The sequence below is a fragment of the Melittangium boletus DSM 14713 genome, from assembly GCF_002305855.1.
Lineage (GTDB): Bacteria > Myxococcota > Myxococcia > Myxococcales > Myxococcaceae > Cystobacter > Cystobacter boletus.
Map to the genome: position 1 here is coordinate 9659766 of NZ_CP022163.1, position 15421 is coordinate 9675186.

Annotated in this window: 13 protein-coding genes; 5 read left to right on the forward strand and 8 right to left on the reverse strand. The window is 67.4% G+C overall.

Annotated elements, in window-relative coordinates:
* Positions 1-387 precede the first annotated feature (387 nt).
* Both trhA and MEBOL_RS39790 read right to left on the reverse strand, forming a co-directional pair.
* Complete coding sequence (gene trhA, locus MEBOL_RS39785; protein WP_095982292.1) at positions 388-1062, reverse strand: PAQR family membrane homeostasis protein TrhA; 675 nt, start codon at positions 1060-1062, stop codon at positions 388-390.
* Between the two features lie 110 nt (positions 1063-1172).
* A complete protein-coding gene (locus MEBOL_RS39790) occupies positions 1173-1574 on the reverse strand; it encodes a c-type cytochrome (protein ID WP_095982293.1) in 402 nt (133 codons plus the stop codon).
* A gap of 74 nt (positions 1575-1648) precedes the next feature.
* Here MEBOL_RS39790 and MEBOL_RS39795 point away from each other — a divergent pair, with 74 nt between their 5' ends.
* From MEBOL_RS39795 to MEBOL_RS39810, 4 genes are all read left to right on the forward strand, one after another.
* Entirely contained in the window at positions 1649-3235 is a 1587-nt protein-coding gene (locus MEBOL_RS39795; protein WP_095982294.1) for an MBL fold metallo-hydrolase, read from the forward strand.
* A 112-nt stretch (positions 3236-3347) separates the two neighbouring features.
* The gene (locus MEBOL_RS39800; protein WP_157823975.1) at positions 3348-3914 is read left to right on the forward strand and encodes a hypothetical protein; all 567 of its coding nucleotides are present in this window, start codon (positions 3348-3350) and stop codon (positions 3912-3914) included.
* A gap of 23 nt (positions 3915-3937) precedes the next feature.
* A complete protein-coding gene (locus MEBOL_RS39805; RefSeq protein ID WP_157823977.1) occupies positions 3938-4651 on the forward strand; it encodes an NAD-dependent epimerase/dehydratase family protein in 714 nt (237 codons plus the stop codon).
* Between the two features lie 318 nt (positions 4652-4969).
* Positions 4970-5362, forward strand: coding sequence for a hypothetical protein (locus MEBOL_RS39810; protein ID WP_095982297.1), 393 nt, complete (start codon positions 4970-4972; stop codon positions 5360-5362).
* Between the two features lie 11 nt (positions 5363-5373).
* Here the strand turns inward: MEBOL_RS39810 and MEBOL_RS39815 are convergent, their stop codons facing one another.
* From MEBOL_RS39815 to MEBOL_RS39825, 3 genes are all read right to left on the reverse strand, one after another.
* On the reverse strand, positions 5374-6318 hold the full coding sequence (locus MEBOL_RS39815) for a DUF2381 family protein (protein ID WP_095982298.1): 945 nt from the start codon (positions 6316-6318) through the stop codon (positions 5374-5376).
* A 74-nt stretch (positions 6319-6392) separates the two neighbouring features.
* The gene (locus MEBOL_RS39820; protein WP_095982299.1) at positions 6393-8210 is read right to left on the reverse strand and encodes a serine/threonine protein kinase; all 1818 of its coding nucleotides are present in this window, start codon (positions 8208-8210) and stop codon (positions 6393-6395) included.
* A gap of 61 nt (positions 8211-8271) precedes the next feature.
* A complete protein-coding gene (locus tag MEBOL_RS39825) occupies positions 8272-11034 on the reverse strand; it encodes an AbfB domain-containing protein (protein ID WP_095982300.1) in 2763 nt (920 codons plus the stop codon).
* A 255-nt stretch (positions 11035-11289) separates the two neighbouring features.
* Here MEBOL_RS39825 and MEBOL_RS39830 point away from each other — a divergent pair, with 255 nt between their 5' ends.
* Positions 11290-11832: a hypothetical protein gene (locus tag MEBOL_RS39830; protein ID WP_095982301.1), complete on the forward strand. Its 543-nt coding sequence runs from the start codon at positions 11290-11292 to the stop codon at positions 11830-11832.
* Between the two features lie 11 nt (positions 11833-11843).
* Here MEBOL_RS39830 and MEBOL_RS39835 read toward each other — a convergent pair whose 3' ends face one another.
* The 3 genes from MEBOL_RS39835 to MEBOL_RS39845 form a co-directional block, all read right to left on the reverse strand.
* Complete coding sequence (locus MEBOL_RS39835; protein ID WP_095982302.1) at positions 11844-13151, reverse strand: sensor histidine kinase; 1308 nt, start codon at positions 13149-13151, stop codon at positions 11844-11846.
* Between the two features lie 61 nt (positions 13152-13212).
* Positions 13213-14349, reverse strand: a complete 1137-nt coding sequence (locus tag MEBOL_RS39840; RefSeq protein WP_095982303.1) for a tetratricopeptide repeat protein — start codon at positions 14347-14349, stop codon at positions 13213-13215.
* Positions 14350-14367: 18 nt separating this feature from the next.
* Positions 14368-15393 carry a hypothetical protein gene (locus MEBOL_RS39845; protein WP_095983300.1) on the reverse strand — a complete coding sequence of 342 codons (1026 nt, stop codon included), beginning with the start codon at positions 15391-15393 and terminating at the stop codon, positions 14368-14370.
* Positions 15394-15421 lie beyond the last annotated feature (28 nt).

Here is a 15421-nt window from a genome sequence, read left to right on the forward strand (position 1 = left end):
GCCTCCAGGTGAAGAGGTCTCGTGCCGAGACAAACCAGAGGCGCACAGCTACCGAGTCATCCGCCAAGCGGAGATCATCTTCGTCTACATCCAAGAGAATCCCGCCTCCTGTGGCCGCACCTACCCCGCTCTGGACTCAGGTGCGAAGTATGCGATTGCCAACGATGGCCGAATCCTCCGGCGCATCCGAGATGGAGAACCGGATGGGGTCGTCGACGAGGGATCTCCTGATGCGGGCTCCCAGAAGGTCCAGGCCGAGCCCGGAGTCGCACCCCTCTTGGATGAGGCCTGGAACGATCCATCACGGCCCTTCCCTCCAGGGAGCCAAGGCCCGATGGAGCAACCGCCACCCCGCCTTGCCCCGGATGGAGGTTGACTGAACACGCCTCACCCGGAGACGCCGCGCACGAAGCTCAGCACCAGGACGAAGTGCAGCGCGCAGGCGGCGAGCGTCAGCGCGTGGAAGACCTCGTGGTAGCCGAACACCGCGGGCACGGGGTTGGGGCGGCGCAGGGCATAGATGATGGCCCCGGCGCTGTAGAGCACGCCGCCGCCGAAGAGCAGCGCGAGCTGTCCGACGGAGAGCGCGGCGCGCACATCGCCGAAATAGGGAACGATGGTCCAGCCCACCAACAGGTACACCAGCGCGCTCACCCACTTGGGCGCATGAGCCCAGAAGAGGGCCTGGAGCATGCCGAGCGAGGCCGTGCCCCAGATGGCCCAGAGCAGCGAATTGCCCACCGGGTGCGGCAAGGCGAGCAGGCACATGGGCGTATAGGTGCCCGCGATGAGCAGCGAGATGGAGGCATGATCCAGCCGCCGCATCAGGGCACGTTGTCGCGGCTGCCAGGTCGGACGGTGATAGGCCGCGCTCACGCCGAAGAGGATGACCGTGCTCGCGGCATAGATGGCCGAGGCCCAGGCCGCGCGCGCCGACGGAGAGAAGATCACCAGGACCACTCCCGCGCCGAAGGCCACCTGCGCGGCGCCATGGTGCAGAACCCCTCGCAACCGGGGTTTCACGAGAACCGCCCCCTCCGACAACTTCCTCTCGGACGACATCGCCTCCGCCTTTCCCACGCTCGCCGTTGACGCGCCGCGATACTGGCAGAAGTTTCCGTCCCCGAGTCCCCCGAACACTCGTTTTCGATCCGACGTACGCCGCTACCCGCTCAAGGCTCCGCGGGGGCCGCCACCGGGTTGCCCGCCTTGATCCAGCGAGCCAGCGAGAGCGCTTCCTGCGTGGACATGAGGCCCACGAAGCTGGGCATCCCCGTTCCAGGTCGCACCTTCTGTGCATCGAGGATCCACATGGCGACCGTCTCGTCGGGCTTGCTCCGCGCGTTGACGAGGGCGGCGGCGAACATGGAGCCCTCTCCGTGGCAGTTGCGACACTTAAGACTGGAGAAAAGCTCCTCCGGAGGCCGAGGCGGAGCGGCGGTGGTGGCGGTCCCGGACGCCGGTGACTCCTGCTCCTTCTTGTCCGGGCAGCCCGTGAAGACCACGGCCATCGACAAGAGCACCAGATGGGGCCAGGGGCGAGAACGGGGCCAGAGGTTCGATCGCGTGCGCATGTCCGCCCCTTTACCTCGATTTCACGGTTTAGTATCGCGGCGCATCCGGGCACCCGCGCCCGACGGAGAATCGCATGTCATCGTCCCCGCGGTACCTCAAGCAGAACGTCGCCCTCGAGCCGCTCTACAACCAGTGGTACGCGTGGTGGTACCTGTTGTCCCCCGCGACCGCGCCGCTCTACGTGGCCAACCACGTGAAGATTTTGGAGTCGTTCGTCGCCAACCCCGCCATCCACGTGGCCGCGCTGAAGAACCCGGCGCTGGCCGGTGGCCCCTACATCCACCACGGCGTCGAGCGCGTGGGCGAGGTGAAGGCCTTGCTGGAGCGCACGCGCAAGGAGCAGGCCGATTCGCTCCAGTTCGCCCAGGCGATCGGCGAGGTGGACAAGCTGTTGTCCACGGCCAATGGCTTCTCCCTCGAGGAGCTGTACAAGAAGGTCCCGGACATCCTCCGGGGCTACGTGGAGCTGACGTACGACCTGAACAACCGGGCGTCCGCGCGCTTCTTCGAGTCCCTGCTGTACCGCGGCCCCCACTTCAAGGAGTCCTCGCAGAGCGTGTCCCTGCGCCTGCTGGAGGGAGACGCCCGCCCGTACGTGTTCAGCACGCCGCGGCTGGACTCGGATCCCCACACGCTCCACATCCACCGGCCCTTCCGCCACGAAGCCCTCGACGCGCTCTTCGCCCTGCGGCACACCCCGGGTCCGGTCGAGCCCGTGCGGGACGCGCTCGGACTCCAGGGCAAGGACGCCGAGCTGTTCTCCACCTTCTTCACCGACAAGCCCCCCGCCCCGGCCCCGCGCTACGACGGAGACGGCGTGCGCGTGCGCTACTTTGGCCACGCCTGCGTGCTCATCGAGACGCGCGACGTGAGCATCCTCACGGATCCCGTCGTCAGCTATGACTTCCCGAACGATCTGCCGCGCTACACCCACGCGGACCTGCCGGAGAAGATCGACTACGTCCTCATCACCCACGGCCACGCGGACCACCTGATGCTCGAGACGCTGATTCCGCTGCGCAAGCGCATCGGCACCATCGTCGTGCCGGCGAGCAACGGCGGCGCGCTGGCGGACCCGTCGCTCAAGCTGATGCTCAAGGCGGTGGGCTTCCCCAACGTGGTGGCACTCGCCGAGCTGGAGTCCCTGCCGATTCCGGACGGAGCCCTCACCGGCATCCCATTCATCGGCGAGCACGCCGACCTCAACATCCAGGCGAAGCTCGCCCACCTCGTGCAGCTCAAGGGCCGCTCGATGCTGATGGCGGCGGACTCCAACGCGCTCGAGCCGCGCCTGTACGATCACGTCCAGGCCGCCGTGGGCGACATCGACGTGCTCTTCCTGGGCATGGAGTCCGAGGGGGGCCCGCTCAGTTGGATGTACGGCCCCCTGCTGCCCGCGCCGCTGCCGCGCAAGATGGACCAGTCCCGTCGCCTCAACGGCTCCAACGCCGAGCGGGCCATCGACATCGTCCGGCGCATCAATCCCAAGCAGGTCCACATCTACGCCATGGGCCGGGAGCCCTGGATGGGCCACATCATGGCCATGGGCTACCACGAGAACGCGCCGCAGCTCATCGAGGCCCGGAAGCTGCTCGCGTGGTGCCAGGAGCGGAACATCACCGCCTCCATGCCCTACGTGCAGGCGGAACTCTTCCCCTGAGCGGAACCCAGCGCCCCTCCCACGCGGGAGGGGCCGCGACATCGCGCACCCGCTTCGGCGGAGAGACTGACACGCACCTGCGCATGTGACTCGTTTCTGGGGGGAAATCATCATGCCACTTTCAGCGAAAGACTTGCTTTCCATCGCCCGCGACTACTGGCGTCCGGACAAGCATTTCAACTACAGGCCAGAGAACAGCCCCGAGGAAGAGAAGTTCCTGGACCTGTGGGAGCTGGAACTCAAGAAGATGGACCCATGGAGAGCGTTCCTGCGCGATCTGGGAGAATCGTTGCCCGATTTCAATATCGGAAATGCCACGGCGACGTGCGACGCCTGCTTTCGCTGTTCCGTGTATCCGAAAGCGGAGGGCAAGCCACAACCGCGTCGATGGGTCGTTGTCGGCTGTCTCAGCATCCTGGCGCCCGTCTACACGATTTATGGCGTGCAATACAGCGGCACAGGAGGAGAACGAATCGTCGGGATATTCGACTCACTCCCACCTGAAATGCAGGCTCCCGCGGAAATTGTCGCCAAGAGGATGGAAGTGACGTTCGGAGTGAGCGTCCTTTCTCGCGAACTCGCCGAGACTCCCATTCCGCTCATCGTGGAACCCAAGGAGCCGCCCAATACCACCCTTTTTCATGCGCTGTTCATCAGTCAGCCAGAAAGAGTGCCCTGAGCGATGGCACCATGGAGAGTCGGATGAGCCACGTGGGGAACATCAGGAGGGTTCTCGTCACCGGCAGCTCGGGACAGCTCGGCGCGGAGCTCTGTCGGCAACTCTCCGGCGAGTACCAGGTGACGGGCCTGGACACCGCACCTGGACCCTTCACGCAGGTCATCGGGAGCGTGGATGACCGTGCGCTCGTCTTCGCCCAGGTCGCGCGGGTGGACGCGGTCATCCATGTGGCCTCGCTGCACGCCCCACACCGGGAACTGCTGCCGAAGTCGCGCTTCGTCGACGTGAACGTGCAGGGAGCTCTTCATCTGCTCGAGGCGGCGGCGGAGCACCGCTGCCAGCGCTTCGTGTACACGAGCACGACCTCGGTCTACGGGCGCGCGATGGAGCCCCGAGCGGATGCCGCCATCTGGGTGACGGAGGAACTCGCGCCCGGACCGCGAGACATCTACGACGTCACCAAGCTGGCCGCGGAGCAGCTTTGCCAGCTCGTCCACGAGGAGACAGGGCTGCCCGTCATCACCCTGCGCACCTCACGCTTCTACCCGCAGCCGAGGGAGCTGCTGGCCATCCACCGGCTCCACCGGGGGCTGGACGTGCGCGACTGCGCGTGGGCCCACCGCTTGGCGCTCGAATCCCCGGTGCCCTTCGGGCTGTACAACATCTCCGCCCGCTCGCCCTTCCGGCGCGAGGACCTACGAGTGAACGCCAACATCCTCACGTCAAAGAGGACTTGATCCGGTTACGTGGCGCAGGCCCGCCTACCAGCGCGCCATCCTCCGAGGCGGCCCCTTCGACCTCTCCGCCGACCCCGGGATTGACAGACCCTGCCACGTCCATTCCTCGCCTGACATGTCAAAAGGCGCGCGGACACGGCTCGCGGAGCCCCTGCAAGGTGTCAAACACTTGATTGCCTCCTGGCTGCCCCGGTGCCCTACATGCCACCGGAGGTGCCAGACCTTGTCCCGTACGCCCCTGGCCTCTTCAGTTCACCCGTCCGGGCCCTGACGCAGTAGTGTTATAAGCCCATACAGAATTGAATAAATTGGTGACCCATGGCCTATATTCCAGACTTCGATATAGATGACATCATCGACACCCTGAACTCCGCCAGTGAAAAACACGTGGAGGGCTCGAAAGAGCGGGATGCCATCGAACTCGCACAGATTGCGTTGAGCTATACCCGCCACATCAGGAAGGAGGATGACTTCGTCAGATACTACAAACAACACTTCGATCCTTCATACACGATCAAGATCTCTCACGAGTTCGCGACGCGCGAGGAGGCGGACAATTGGCTCGCCAGTGGGAAGGCCGAGGACGCCGAACGTGTGAAGATCGAGGGCAAGGGCTTCATGGTTGTTCGGCTACCAGGGAGGCTCTCGTTCATGGTCGCACCGCTTCCAGAAGAAATGGATGCGGATGAATGGAAGGATGATTCTGAATAGGCCCTTCAGCCTCACGGGAAGGTCACGTTGCCGAGCGTGACGAGGCGTCCGCCACTCTCGTCCCATAACTTCAAGGTGCGGGGACCCTGGAGCTCCGCGACCGGCAACTCCAGTTCGACCACGACCCAGCCCGCCTTCTCCGCGTCGGAATCCAGGGGCTCGGACTGCCAGAAGGTACTCACCGACCTCGCCTCCCCTCCCAGAACCATCAGCGCAGCGCCCTTCACCACCCAGGGCTGCCCGCCACCACGGTTCTTCAACTCCACCGCCACGGCCACCCGCGCCTTCGTCACATCCACGAGATTGGAGCGGTAGCTGTCAACCTGATAAACCTTGAGGGCATTGGTCGAAGCGCGAGTGACACTCTCACCGATGCTCTTCGCCTGCACACCCTTCCCCAATACAGTCACCCAGCCATTCGCGATGAGACCCGTGAGACCACCGGGCCCGTGCTCCGCTCGCATGCGTTCCATTTCTCGGGCGAGCCTCTGGGACTTCTCACGCTCCGCCTGGTTCTCCCGCTGGTAGTCCTCCACCGTGCGCGGGTGGCGCAACACATTCACCTGGTGCGTGGCCACCGCGGGATGGACTACCAGCCAGAAGGTGGCATTCGTCGGGGCTGACCCATCTCCGAAGCGAACTTCCACCTCGAACCGCTCCCCGGGTTGCAGAGCCGCCGAGGGCAGCACCATGAAGCTGTGCGTCCCCATGAGCACGTCCACGAAGCGCTCCCGTCCCCGTAACACCACCGCGCCCGGCGGCAGCGGCGCGTCGAAGCGCAGGGTGGTGGATACCCCCGGACTGATGCAGACCTCCCAGCCCTGGCTCGGAGGCACCTCGGGCAGCTCGATGGGCGGAGGAGATACCTCGCACTCGGGCAACGATGGCTGGGCCCGGGCACTGGTCCCCACGAACAACACCAGCGCCAGCGAGGCAACGACGGACGAAGCGGACACGGAGGATTGACCTCACCAGGAAGGAGACCGGAAACGTGGTCTCCAGCATACCTTCCCACGAGGTCATGCGAGGACTACGGAATGGTTTCCACCATCCGCACGTCGAAAAGGGAGAAGACCTGGGTGGGCTCGGAACCCTCGCCGGGCCGCACCACGCTCCCGAGCGACTGCTCCCTCCAGATGTCCAGACACACGGGGAATGACTCTCCCTTGGGGGTGCGGACCTCAGTGAAGCGTCCGTAGACGCGATCCGGCCCAATAGAGATGACCCCATACAAGCGAGAATTTGGCGGCAATGTTCCCCAAGGGCGGAGAGTCCACACCGACGTGGCGCCCTCGGGCACCGTGACCCACCGAGGATCATCATTGATGCTGATATGCGACGCGGCGTTGACCCACCGCGAGAGAAGCTGAAGCCGCGCGTGGCTTTCGGCTGCCCCTGGAGGGCACGGCAAGAAGACGGGCTTCGCGGTGGATTCGGCACGAACCTGGGGCCCCGAGCATGCCGCCTGAGCGGCGGCCGCGGCGCCTACACACCACCCGGGCACGGGGGAACGAGAGGGCTTCTTCTTCTTGCCGGAGGGACGAGGGGTCGGAGGCGGCGTCATGGCGTCGTCCTGGGGGTGCGTCGCGGGCGAGGCGGCGGCCGCGGGGGAGGCCTCCGCCCACGGCGGAGTCGCGGCCCGGGCACTGTCTGGCCGAGGCCGGGAGGGCGCCACTTCCTGGCCGAAACGCGGCTCGTGAGTGGGAACGGAGGAAGAAGACGTAGTCAGTAGGCTCCGCCCGCTCAGGTGGCTCGAGAGCCACCCGCCCACCAGGACGAGGCCCAGCACCACCCCCATCCCCACCATCGTGTGCCGCATCGCCAGGAGCGCCACGGCGCGCAGCGGCCAGATGGCCCCCGGGAACGGGGCGGACACCCCGAGCACGGGTGCGAGCTCCTTGCCGCGCGGGAGCCCACGCCGCCCTCCCCTGCGAGGCCCCGGACGCAGCGGCACCCTCCAGGACGCGTCCGCCCCGGCCAGCAGGCCCTCCAGGACTTCGTACAACGCCATGGCGCTCGGATAGCGAGCCTCGGGCGTCTTCTCCAAGAGCCTCATGCACACGCGGCTCAAGGCCTCGGGCACGCGCGGGTTGACGATGTGCGGAGGCACCGGCGCCAGATGGATGACGGCGAGCATCGAGGCCGGCTCGTCGGGCTCCACGTCGAAGGGAGGGCGATCCGTGAGCAGCCCATAGAGCACCACGCCCAGCGCGTACAGGTCATCCGCTGGACCGGGCCGGTAGCGCGCCAGGGGCTCGTGCCCATGCTCCAGGGAGAAGCGCCATGCCTCGGGGCTGCGGTAGCGAGGCGTGCCCGGCGGGAACAAGCCCTGGGTGATGGTGCCCTGCCCTTCTCTCCGCGCGGCGCCAAAGTCCACCAGCACCGGCTCGCCCGCTCCGTGCTCGCCCACCAGGATGTTGGCCTCCTTGATGTCGCGGTGGACCACGTGCTGGGCATGCGCCACGGTCAGGCCCCGTGTCACCCCCAGCATCTTGCCCACCACGCCCCGGGCGTCGGGGTTGTGGATCCTCGCCCAGACATCGAGTTCGGGGCCCTCGACGAAGAGCATCTTGAGCCACATGAACCGGGGCGCGTCGGGTGGCCAGTAGCCGCAACCCACCTGCCGTACGAGGTTGTCGTGGTGCAGGGACAAGGTGATGAGCGATTCGCGGTGGGCCCACGCCTCGGCTCTTCGCAGGGAGATGAGCTTGAGGGCGAGCAGCTTGCCGGTCACGGGATCTCGCGCCCGGAAGACGGTGCCATAGCCTCCGGCCTTCACCCGCTCCTCGATCACCACGCCGCCCACGTCCGTGCCAGGAGGCAGGTCGGGAGAATCCTGTTCATCCATGGGCTCCAGGGTAGCAGAGGAGCTACCTTGGAGGACAGATTCCCGAGGTCGACGTTTCGAGTCAGGGGGCCCAGGGGGGCGCGACGTTCCAGCTCGAGTCCACGGTGAAGTTGCCGGCCGAGTCCCATTCGGAGCCGAACCCCGCCGCCGTCCACACCTCGGAGTTGAAGTGGCGCAGGTAGCGTCCGGGGTAGTTGAAGGACTCGAACGAGACTCCGGTGCCGGACAGGCCCGGCTGGGCACAGAAGGTGGCGTCCTGGTCGAACAGGGCCGTACCATTCCGCGCGTCCTTGCGGAGGCGGCTGTCGGCGTGCCGCAGGTACTGGCCGGGGAAGTTGCGCGACTCGAAGGAGTAGCAGCTCGACTCCGCCAGGCCCGTCACGAGCCGGAAGGTCGCGTCCTGCTTGAGCGTGGCCGTGCTGGAGCCATCCACCACCTCGGTGAAGCCCAGGCTCTCGAAGTGGCGCAGGTAGCGGTGGGTGTGACCCGGCGTCGTCACCTGGAAGGACTGGTACGAGGAGGGAACGTTCGCGCCGCTCTTCCACCAGGGGTCCGTGAAGGCCCACGTCGCGTCTTGACGGAAGCCCGGGGTGTTCTCGAGGGCGTCCACCCAGAGCTCGCTGCTGCGGTGGCGCACGTAGAAGCCGGGCTTGTTCTTGGACTCCAGCGAGAGGTTCGGCGAGCCGTCGAGCGCCGCGCGGGCACAGAAGGTGGCGTCCTGGTCGAACAGGGCCGAGCCATCCCGGGCGTCCTTGCGGATGCGGCTGGCGGAGTGGCGCAGGTAGTGGCCGGGGAAGTTGCGCGACTCGAAGGAGTAGCAGGCGGCGTCCGCCAGACCCGCCACGATCTTGAACGTCGCGTCCTGCTTGAGCGTGCCGGGGCTGCCGCTGGTCACCACCTCGGTGCCCGCCAGGTTCTCGAAGTGGCGCACGGAGCGGTGGGTGTAGCCCGGTGACGTCACCTGCAAGGCCCGGTACTGGCCCACGGGCAGCGGCCCCTGGTTGTTGATCAACCGCGAGGCGGCGATCAGGTTGAGGTGGGCGGTGCGCACCTGGTTCAGGTCCACCTTGAGGATGGCGCGGTCATAGGTGAAGAAGCCGTTGATCTCGCCTTCCACGTCGGTGATCTCCGTGTAGACGGACGCGCTCAGGCCCGGCTTGGCCATCAGGTTCTGGAGTCCCTGCACGAGGCCCACGTAGCGGCTGGTGAGCGCCGCTCCGCTGGTGACCAGCTCGTAGTCCTTGGTCCGGCCGATGGGGCTCCACCAGTGGCCGTCGATCTTCAAGCCGATGCCACCGAACTCGCCCAGCACCGCGGCGCGCGTGGCCGAGGGCGTGGGCGAAGCCGGGCCCACGTAGACGTGCCAGTCCGCCAGGTCTCCGTTGCCGCCATCCTGCGAGCCGCAGCAGTTGATGCCGCTCATGTTGTCCACCAGGCGGTGGGGATCCCACCCCTTCACCAGCGTGGCCAGCCGGGCCGGCTCGTATTGCCCCCAGCCCTCGTTCTGGATGACCCACGCGATGACGGAGGGAGAGCCGCGGTGCTCGTCGATCATCTCGCGCATCTCCAGCTCGAACTGGGTGCGCGCGGCGGTGGGCGGCGTCGCCAGCCGCATGGAGGGCATGTCTTGCCACACGAGGATGCCGAGCTTGTCGGCCCAGTAGTACCAGCGTTGGGGTTCGACCTTGATGTGCTTGCGGATGAGGTTGAAGCCCAGCTCCTTGTGCTTCTCGATGTCGAACTTGAGCGCCGCGTCCGTGGGCGCGGTGTAGACGCCATCCGGCCAGTAGCCCTGATCCAACGTGCCCACCTGGAAGACGAACTGGCCGTTGAGCACCGGGCGCAACCCGCCGCCCACGAGCTTGAGGCCCACCGAGCGCATGCCGAAGTAGCTCGTCACCTGATCCACGACGGTGGCGCCGCTCTTGAGCGACACGCGCAGGTCATAGAGGAAGGGGCTCTCCGGAGACCACAGCTTGGGGCTGGGCACGGGGATGCGCAGCTCCGAGCCCACCGCGCCCGTGACGCTGCCCACCTGGGTGGGGCCATTGAAGGCCACGGCCTCGACGGTCTGGCCGGCGATCCCGGCACCCTGCACCGTGATGCGCAGGGCCGAGCCGGGCACGTCCGGGGTCATGTCCAGCCGGGTGATGCGCGCCGAGGGCGTGGGCTCCAGCCACACCGTCTGCCAGATGCCCGAGCAGGGCGTGTACATGATCTCCCCCTGCTGGATGCGCTGCTTGCCAATGGGCTGGGTGCCATTGTCGGTGGGGTCATAGACGCCGACGATGAGCTCGTTGGAGCCGCCCGTGAGGTAGGGCGTGATGTCGAAGCTGAAGGCGTCGAAGCCGCCCTGGTGCTTCCCCACCTGCTGGCCGTTGACGTAGACGGTGGCCTCCCAGTCCACGGCGCCGAAGTGGAGCTGGACGCGGCGGCCGCTCCAGGCGGCGGGCACGGTGAAGGTACGGCGGTACCACATGCGCTCCTGCTGCCGCTTGATGCCGGAGAGCGCGGACTCGATGGGGAACGGGACGAGGATGCTCTCGGCGAGGTTCTGCCCGAAGGGCGGCGTCTGGCCAGCGGAGGCATTGCCGAACTGCCACTCGCCATTGAGGTTGAGCCAGTCCGAGCGGACCATCTGCGGCCGGGGGTACTCCGGCAGGGCATTGGTGGTGGACACCTGGGAGGTCCACTGGGTGTTCAAGGGGGACGGCTTGGGCGCCCAGGCGGCCTGAGCGCCTTGGAGCGAGAGCAAGCCACAGAGCAGGGGCAAGAGCCGCGAGGCGAAGCCCCCAGCGCGTGTGAGACCAGGAGGTCGGTTCATGGGTTTCTCCACGACGCCGACACAAGGGTCGGCAGGGTCCGGGGAAAAACCTGCTTACACGATTCTCCAGGAAATAGCAGGAAAATCCTGATTTACAATGAACCAGGAAATCGTCATCGCCAGAGGAGACGAGTGCATCCCCGCTCGCCTTGTCTCCGACCGGGCGGCCTCCCTTCCCGCGTCGCTCCAAGGGCCCTGCGGCGAGCACCCACCGAGCCCTACCTTGAGGGACAACCCAGGAACGGGAGGTCATCCATGAAGGGCATCAAGGCGATGGTGCTGGGGGCGTCGGCGGCGGCCCTGATTTTCAGCGTCGGGTGTCAGTCGGATCAGCCGCGAGACACCCAGCGGCAGGAAGAACTCGAGAGTCCCCAGGACACCCAGGGCACGGGTGGATCGGGCATGGGCCTGGATGACTCCTCGGTCCCCAGCGAGGACACCCTCCGCGGCATTCCGGGACAGGACTCCGACGTGCACTCCCCGACGCCCGGCTCCGCCCAGATGGGAAGCGGCGCCACGGAAGAGCTGGTCCCCCTCCAGCAGCGCGACCTGAACACGGGAAGCACGGCGGAGCCCGGCATCGGCGGAGCGGGCGGCACGGAGCCCCAGACCCAGGACACGGACACCCGCCAGATGAAGAAGGGCCCCAATGCCAATGGCGTGCGGGCGCTCGGCAATGAGACGGGCTCGCGCACCAACGCGACGGGCTCGAACATCAGCACGGACACCAATCCCACCGAGCCGCGCCAGAACGCGAAGAGCCAGGTTCCCGGGCCCCGGGACAATCCGAACCGCTAATCCGGCAGGCGTCAGGCCAGCGGCAACATCAGGACGAAGCGGGCGCCGCCCTCGGCGCGGTTCTCCGCGTGGAGTGAGCCTCCCGCGCGCGCGACATACTCCCGGCACAGGGCGAGCCCCAACCCGGTGCCCTTGCCGGGAGGCTTGGTGGTGAAGAAGGGCTCGAAGAGCCGGGGCAGCACGTCTGGAGGAATGCCCGGCCCGTTGTCATCCACCTGGACGCACACCCCGCGCTCCTCCCGCCGCGCCCTCACCGTGATGTGAGCGCAACGCTCGGGCCGCGCCTGCTCCACCGCATCCACCGCGTTGAGCAGCAGGTTCACCATCACCTGCACGATGTGCCGCTGTCCCAACCGCACCGCGGGCAGCTCCGGCGTGAGCTCCAGCGACACGTCGCATCCCGCGCCCATGCGGACCGAGGCCAGACGTCCCGCCTCGCGCAGGGCCTCCCCCAATTCCCCTCGCTCCTCCTCGCCCATGTGACCGGCGCGCGAGAAGTCCTTCAGGTCCATGACGATCTGCTGGATGCGCAGCACGCCCTGTTGGGTCTCCTGGAGCAGGCTCTTGAGTTCCGCCCGGTCCAACGGCCGCGCCTCGTCATCCGCCTCGTGCTCCAGGAAGTTCAGGTTGGCCTTCACGAAGGCCAGGGGGTTGTTCACCTCGTGCGCGACCCCCGCGGCCAGCTGTCCCACCAGCACGAGTCGTTCCACCTCGGCGCGTTCGCGCTCGGCGCGCCCCCGTAGACGCTCGCTCTCCGCGAGCTGCTCCAAGGCCTGGAGCCGCGCCTGGTGGGCCTCTCGATGTGCGTCGAGCGCGCGCCGGTACACGCGCGTGCCGAAGAGCGCCAGCGACAGGAGCACGACGCTGCTGAAGGACTGGAGCGCCAGCATGCGGGGCGGCATACCGGCCATGACGCTCACGACCAGCACCGCGACGAGCGACGCCCCGCCGCTCACGAGCGTGGGCACGCCGCTGTCGGGCGAGAACAGGGCCAGCATGAACGGCAGGGCCCCGAAGAAATGGATGTAGGGGCTGAACGGCCCTCCGCTCCAGTGCACGAACGACGTGGCGGACATCAGCCCCAGGAGGCCGCCGATCACCCCCGCGCGAGTCGGCGAGAGCCACCCCTCGCCCACGCGTAAGCCCATCCCGAGGAAGATCCCCACGAGCAGCAGTTGGGAGACCACGAACGGAACGATCAGCGTGCCCGACACCAGGCAGTGGAACAGCAATCCGCAGAAGAGGCAGATCGCGCCGTTGAAATAGCTTTTCTTCTGGACGTCCAGAAGGGCCTTCGCGTCGGAGGGATCGATCGCCATCGCGAGGGCGATGCTACACCCCGGCGTCGCACCTCAATGCAGCAGCAAGGACGGTGCCAGCTCAGGGGCACTTCTTGAGCTTCGTGCCCGCTTGGGCGATGCGCGCGCACGCGGAGGCCACGGTGCCCTCTTCCTTGAGTTCGCGGGCGAGCGTCGCGGTGCGCAACTGCAACTCCACGTCCTTGGCGTGGTCCGGCTCGGCGCTGAGGCTCGCGAGGATGCGCAGGGCGTCCGCCTTGCGTCCGAGCGTGACGAGCAGTCCGGCCAGCTCCGTCATCTCCCGCACGTCGGAGCCGGAGACGGTCTCGAGCGCCTTGGCCAGCTCCTGCTCGGCGGCTTCGCGCTCGCCGCGGCCCAGGTGCAGGCGGGCGATGGCCACGTGGATGATGGCGCGATCCTTCACGCGCAGTGACTCGCGGTAGGCGGCGAGTGCATCCCCTGGCTTGTCCAGCTTCATGGAGATCTCACCGACGAGCTCCCACAGCGTGGGATCCCGGGGGGACTGGCTCGCGGCCTCTCGGTAGGCGGTGGCGGCGGCGGGCAACTGTCCGGCGCGCACCAGCTCGTCCCCGAGCGCCGACATCAGCAGCGGATCCTTGAGGCCCTTGGACGTCGCCTCGGTCAACAGCCGCAGCGCATCGGGGTGGCGTCCATCCTTGGTGAGGATGTCGACGGCGCGCATGACGAGCGGGGCCTTGAGGGAATCGGGGCTGGCCTCGGCGGCGAGCAGCAGGTGCTGGACGGCGGGATCCTTCTCACCTTGCTTGAGGTGCAGCTCCGCCAGTTGCTCGAGGGCGTTGTAGTCCCGGGGATAGAGGGCCAGGGCCTTGCGCAGGGCGCTCTGGGCTTCCTCCACGTGACCGAGCTGGGCGTGGATGAGGCCCAACCGGCTCCAGTTGGTGGAGCGCTTGGGATCGCGCTGGAGGGCGGTCTCGAACTGGGTGAGGGCGTCGTTGAGGCGGCCCATGGACAGGTACACCTCGCCGAGGGCCGCGGGCAGGCGCGGATCCTCCGGGGACAGCGACTTCATGGTGTCGAAGGACGCCAGGGCCGCCTCGAAGTTGCCCTGGAGGTATTCGGCGTTGCCCTTGATGTAGTAGCCCTCGGCCTGCTCCTTGGGACCGGGCATCTTGGGGCCGTCGTCGCAGGCCGAGCACAGGAGGAAGACGAGGGGCAGGACACGCCAGCGCGAATGCATGGGACGGAGCTCCAGGCTCTAGAAGTGCCAGGCGATGCCGGCGTTGAGGTCGAGGTTGAGGCCACTGCCCAGTCCTCCATCCGCGAGGCCGAGCGTGGCCTGGGCGAGGTTGGTGGAGGCCTCGAGCTGCACGCCGAGGTGGCCGAAGAAGAGGTATTCGAGGCCGACGAAGCCGATGACGGTGGGCAGCGCGCCCGTCTGGCGGAAGATGCCGAACTCGCCGAAGGACAGCTGCACGCCCAGGCCCAGACCCCAGTAGGGGCGCAGGGGCCGATCGATGTTGTGGTAGTGGCGCAGTCCGAGCACGCCCGGCAGCAGGTTGAGGCCGCCCTTGGTGTTCTCCTGCGACGAGGAGACGTAGGTGATGCCCACCTGGGCGAACACGGCCCACTCGGGGTGGAACTGGTAGCCCAGCTCCACGTCGCCGCCCGGGTTGAACGAGGACAGGTTGGAGATGAGGCTGTTGTTGACCCGGAGGCCGGTGAGGAACGAGCCCGCGCCCGGGGCGTTCTTCGGGCCGGAATCCTCCTGCGGGGGCGGACGGCCATCGGCCTGGGGCACGAGCGTGGCGAGGAGTTGATCCGCGAGCGTCACGGCGGCGCGAGGCAGGGCCTCCCGGGAAGCCACCTCGATGCGGGGCCGGCTCAAGGCGTGTCCGCGCTCGGCGTCCACGAGCGTGAGGGTGAGCAGGTAGCGCGAGCCGAAGGAATCCACGCGGCCGGTGACGACGTAGCGGGCACGGCTGGCGCGGGACGCCTCGTCCTCGCACGAGCCATCCACGCAGGCGCCGGCTTCGCGCACCGCCTCCACATCCGCCTCGGTGGACACCGCGAGGCGCGGGGACTCGGCGAGCCGGCTCACGAGGAGCGCGGTGAGGCCGGGGGCCTCGTCCTTCGTGCCCGCCTCCGCCTCCAGGGGCAGCAACACGAGGCGCAGGGGCGCGGCGCCCCCGGCGGAGGAAGACGCGGGAGTGGCGTCAGCGGACCATGCCTGGGTGGCCGCGAGGAGCAACAGGGCGAGGAGCAACGGCGGAAGACGGCTCACGGGGCGCACACTCTAGTACCAGATGGCG

Coding starts and splice junctions, on each gene's coding strand:
- trhA (WP_095982292.1), bottom strand. CDS start 1,062: ATGTCGTCCGAGAGGAAGTTGTCGGAGGGGGCGGTTCTCGTGAAACCC.
- MEBOL_RS39790 (WP_095982293.1), bottom strand. CDS start 1,574: ATGCGCACGCGATCGAACCTCTGGCCCCGTTCTCGCCCCTGGCCCCAT.
- MEBOL_RS39795 (WP_095982294.1), top strand. CDS start 1,649: ATGTCATCGTCCCCGCGGTACCTCAAGCAGAACGTCGCCCTCGAGCCG.
- MEBOL_RS39800 (WP_157823975.1), top strand. CDS start 3,348: ATGCCACTTTCAGCGAAAGACTTGCTTTCCATCGCCCGCGACTACTGG.
- MEBOL_RS39805 (WP_157823977.1), top strand. CDS start 3,938: ATGAGCCACGTGGGGAACATCAGGAGGGTTCTCGTCACCGGCAGCTCG.
- MEBOL_RS39810 (WP_095982297.1), top strand. CDS start 4,970: ATGGCCTATATTCCAGACTTCGATATAGATGACATCATCGACACCCTG.
- MEBOL_RS39820 (WP_095982299.1), bottom strand. CDS start 8,210: ATGGATGAACAGGATTCTCCCGACCTGCCTCCTGGCACGGACGTGGGC.
- MEBOL_RS39825 (WP_095982300.1), bottom strand. CDS start 11,034: ATGAACCGACCTCCTGGTCTCACACGCGCTGGGGGCTTCGCCTCGCGG.
- MEBOL_RS39830 (WP_095982301.1), top strand. CDS start 11,290: ATGAAGGGCATCAAGGCGATGGTGCTGGGGGCGTCGGCGGCGGCCCTG.
- MEBOL_RS39835 (WP_095982302.1), bottom strand. CDS start 13,151: ATGGCGATCGATCCCTCCGACGCGAAGGCCCTTCTGGACGTCCAGAAG.
- MEBOL_RS39840 (WP_095982303.1), bottom strand. CDS start 14,349: ATGCATTCGCGCTGGCGTGTCCTGCCCCTCGTCTTCCTCCTGTGCTCG.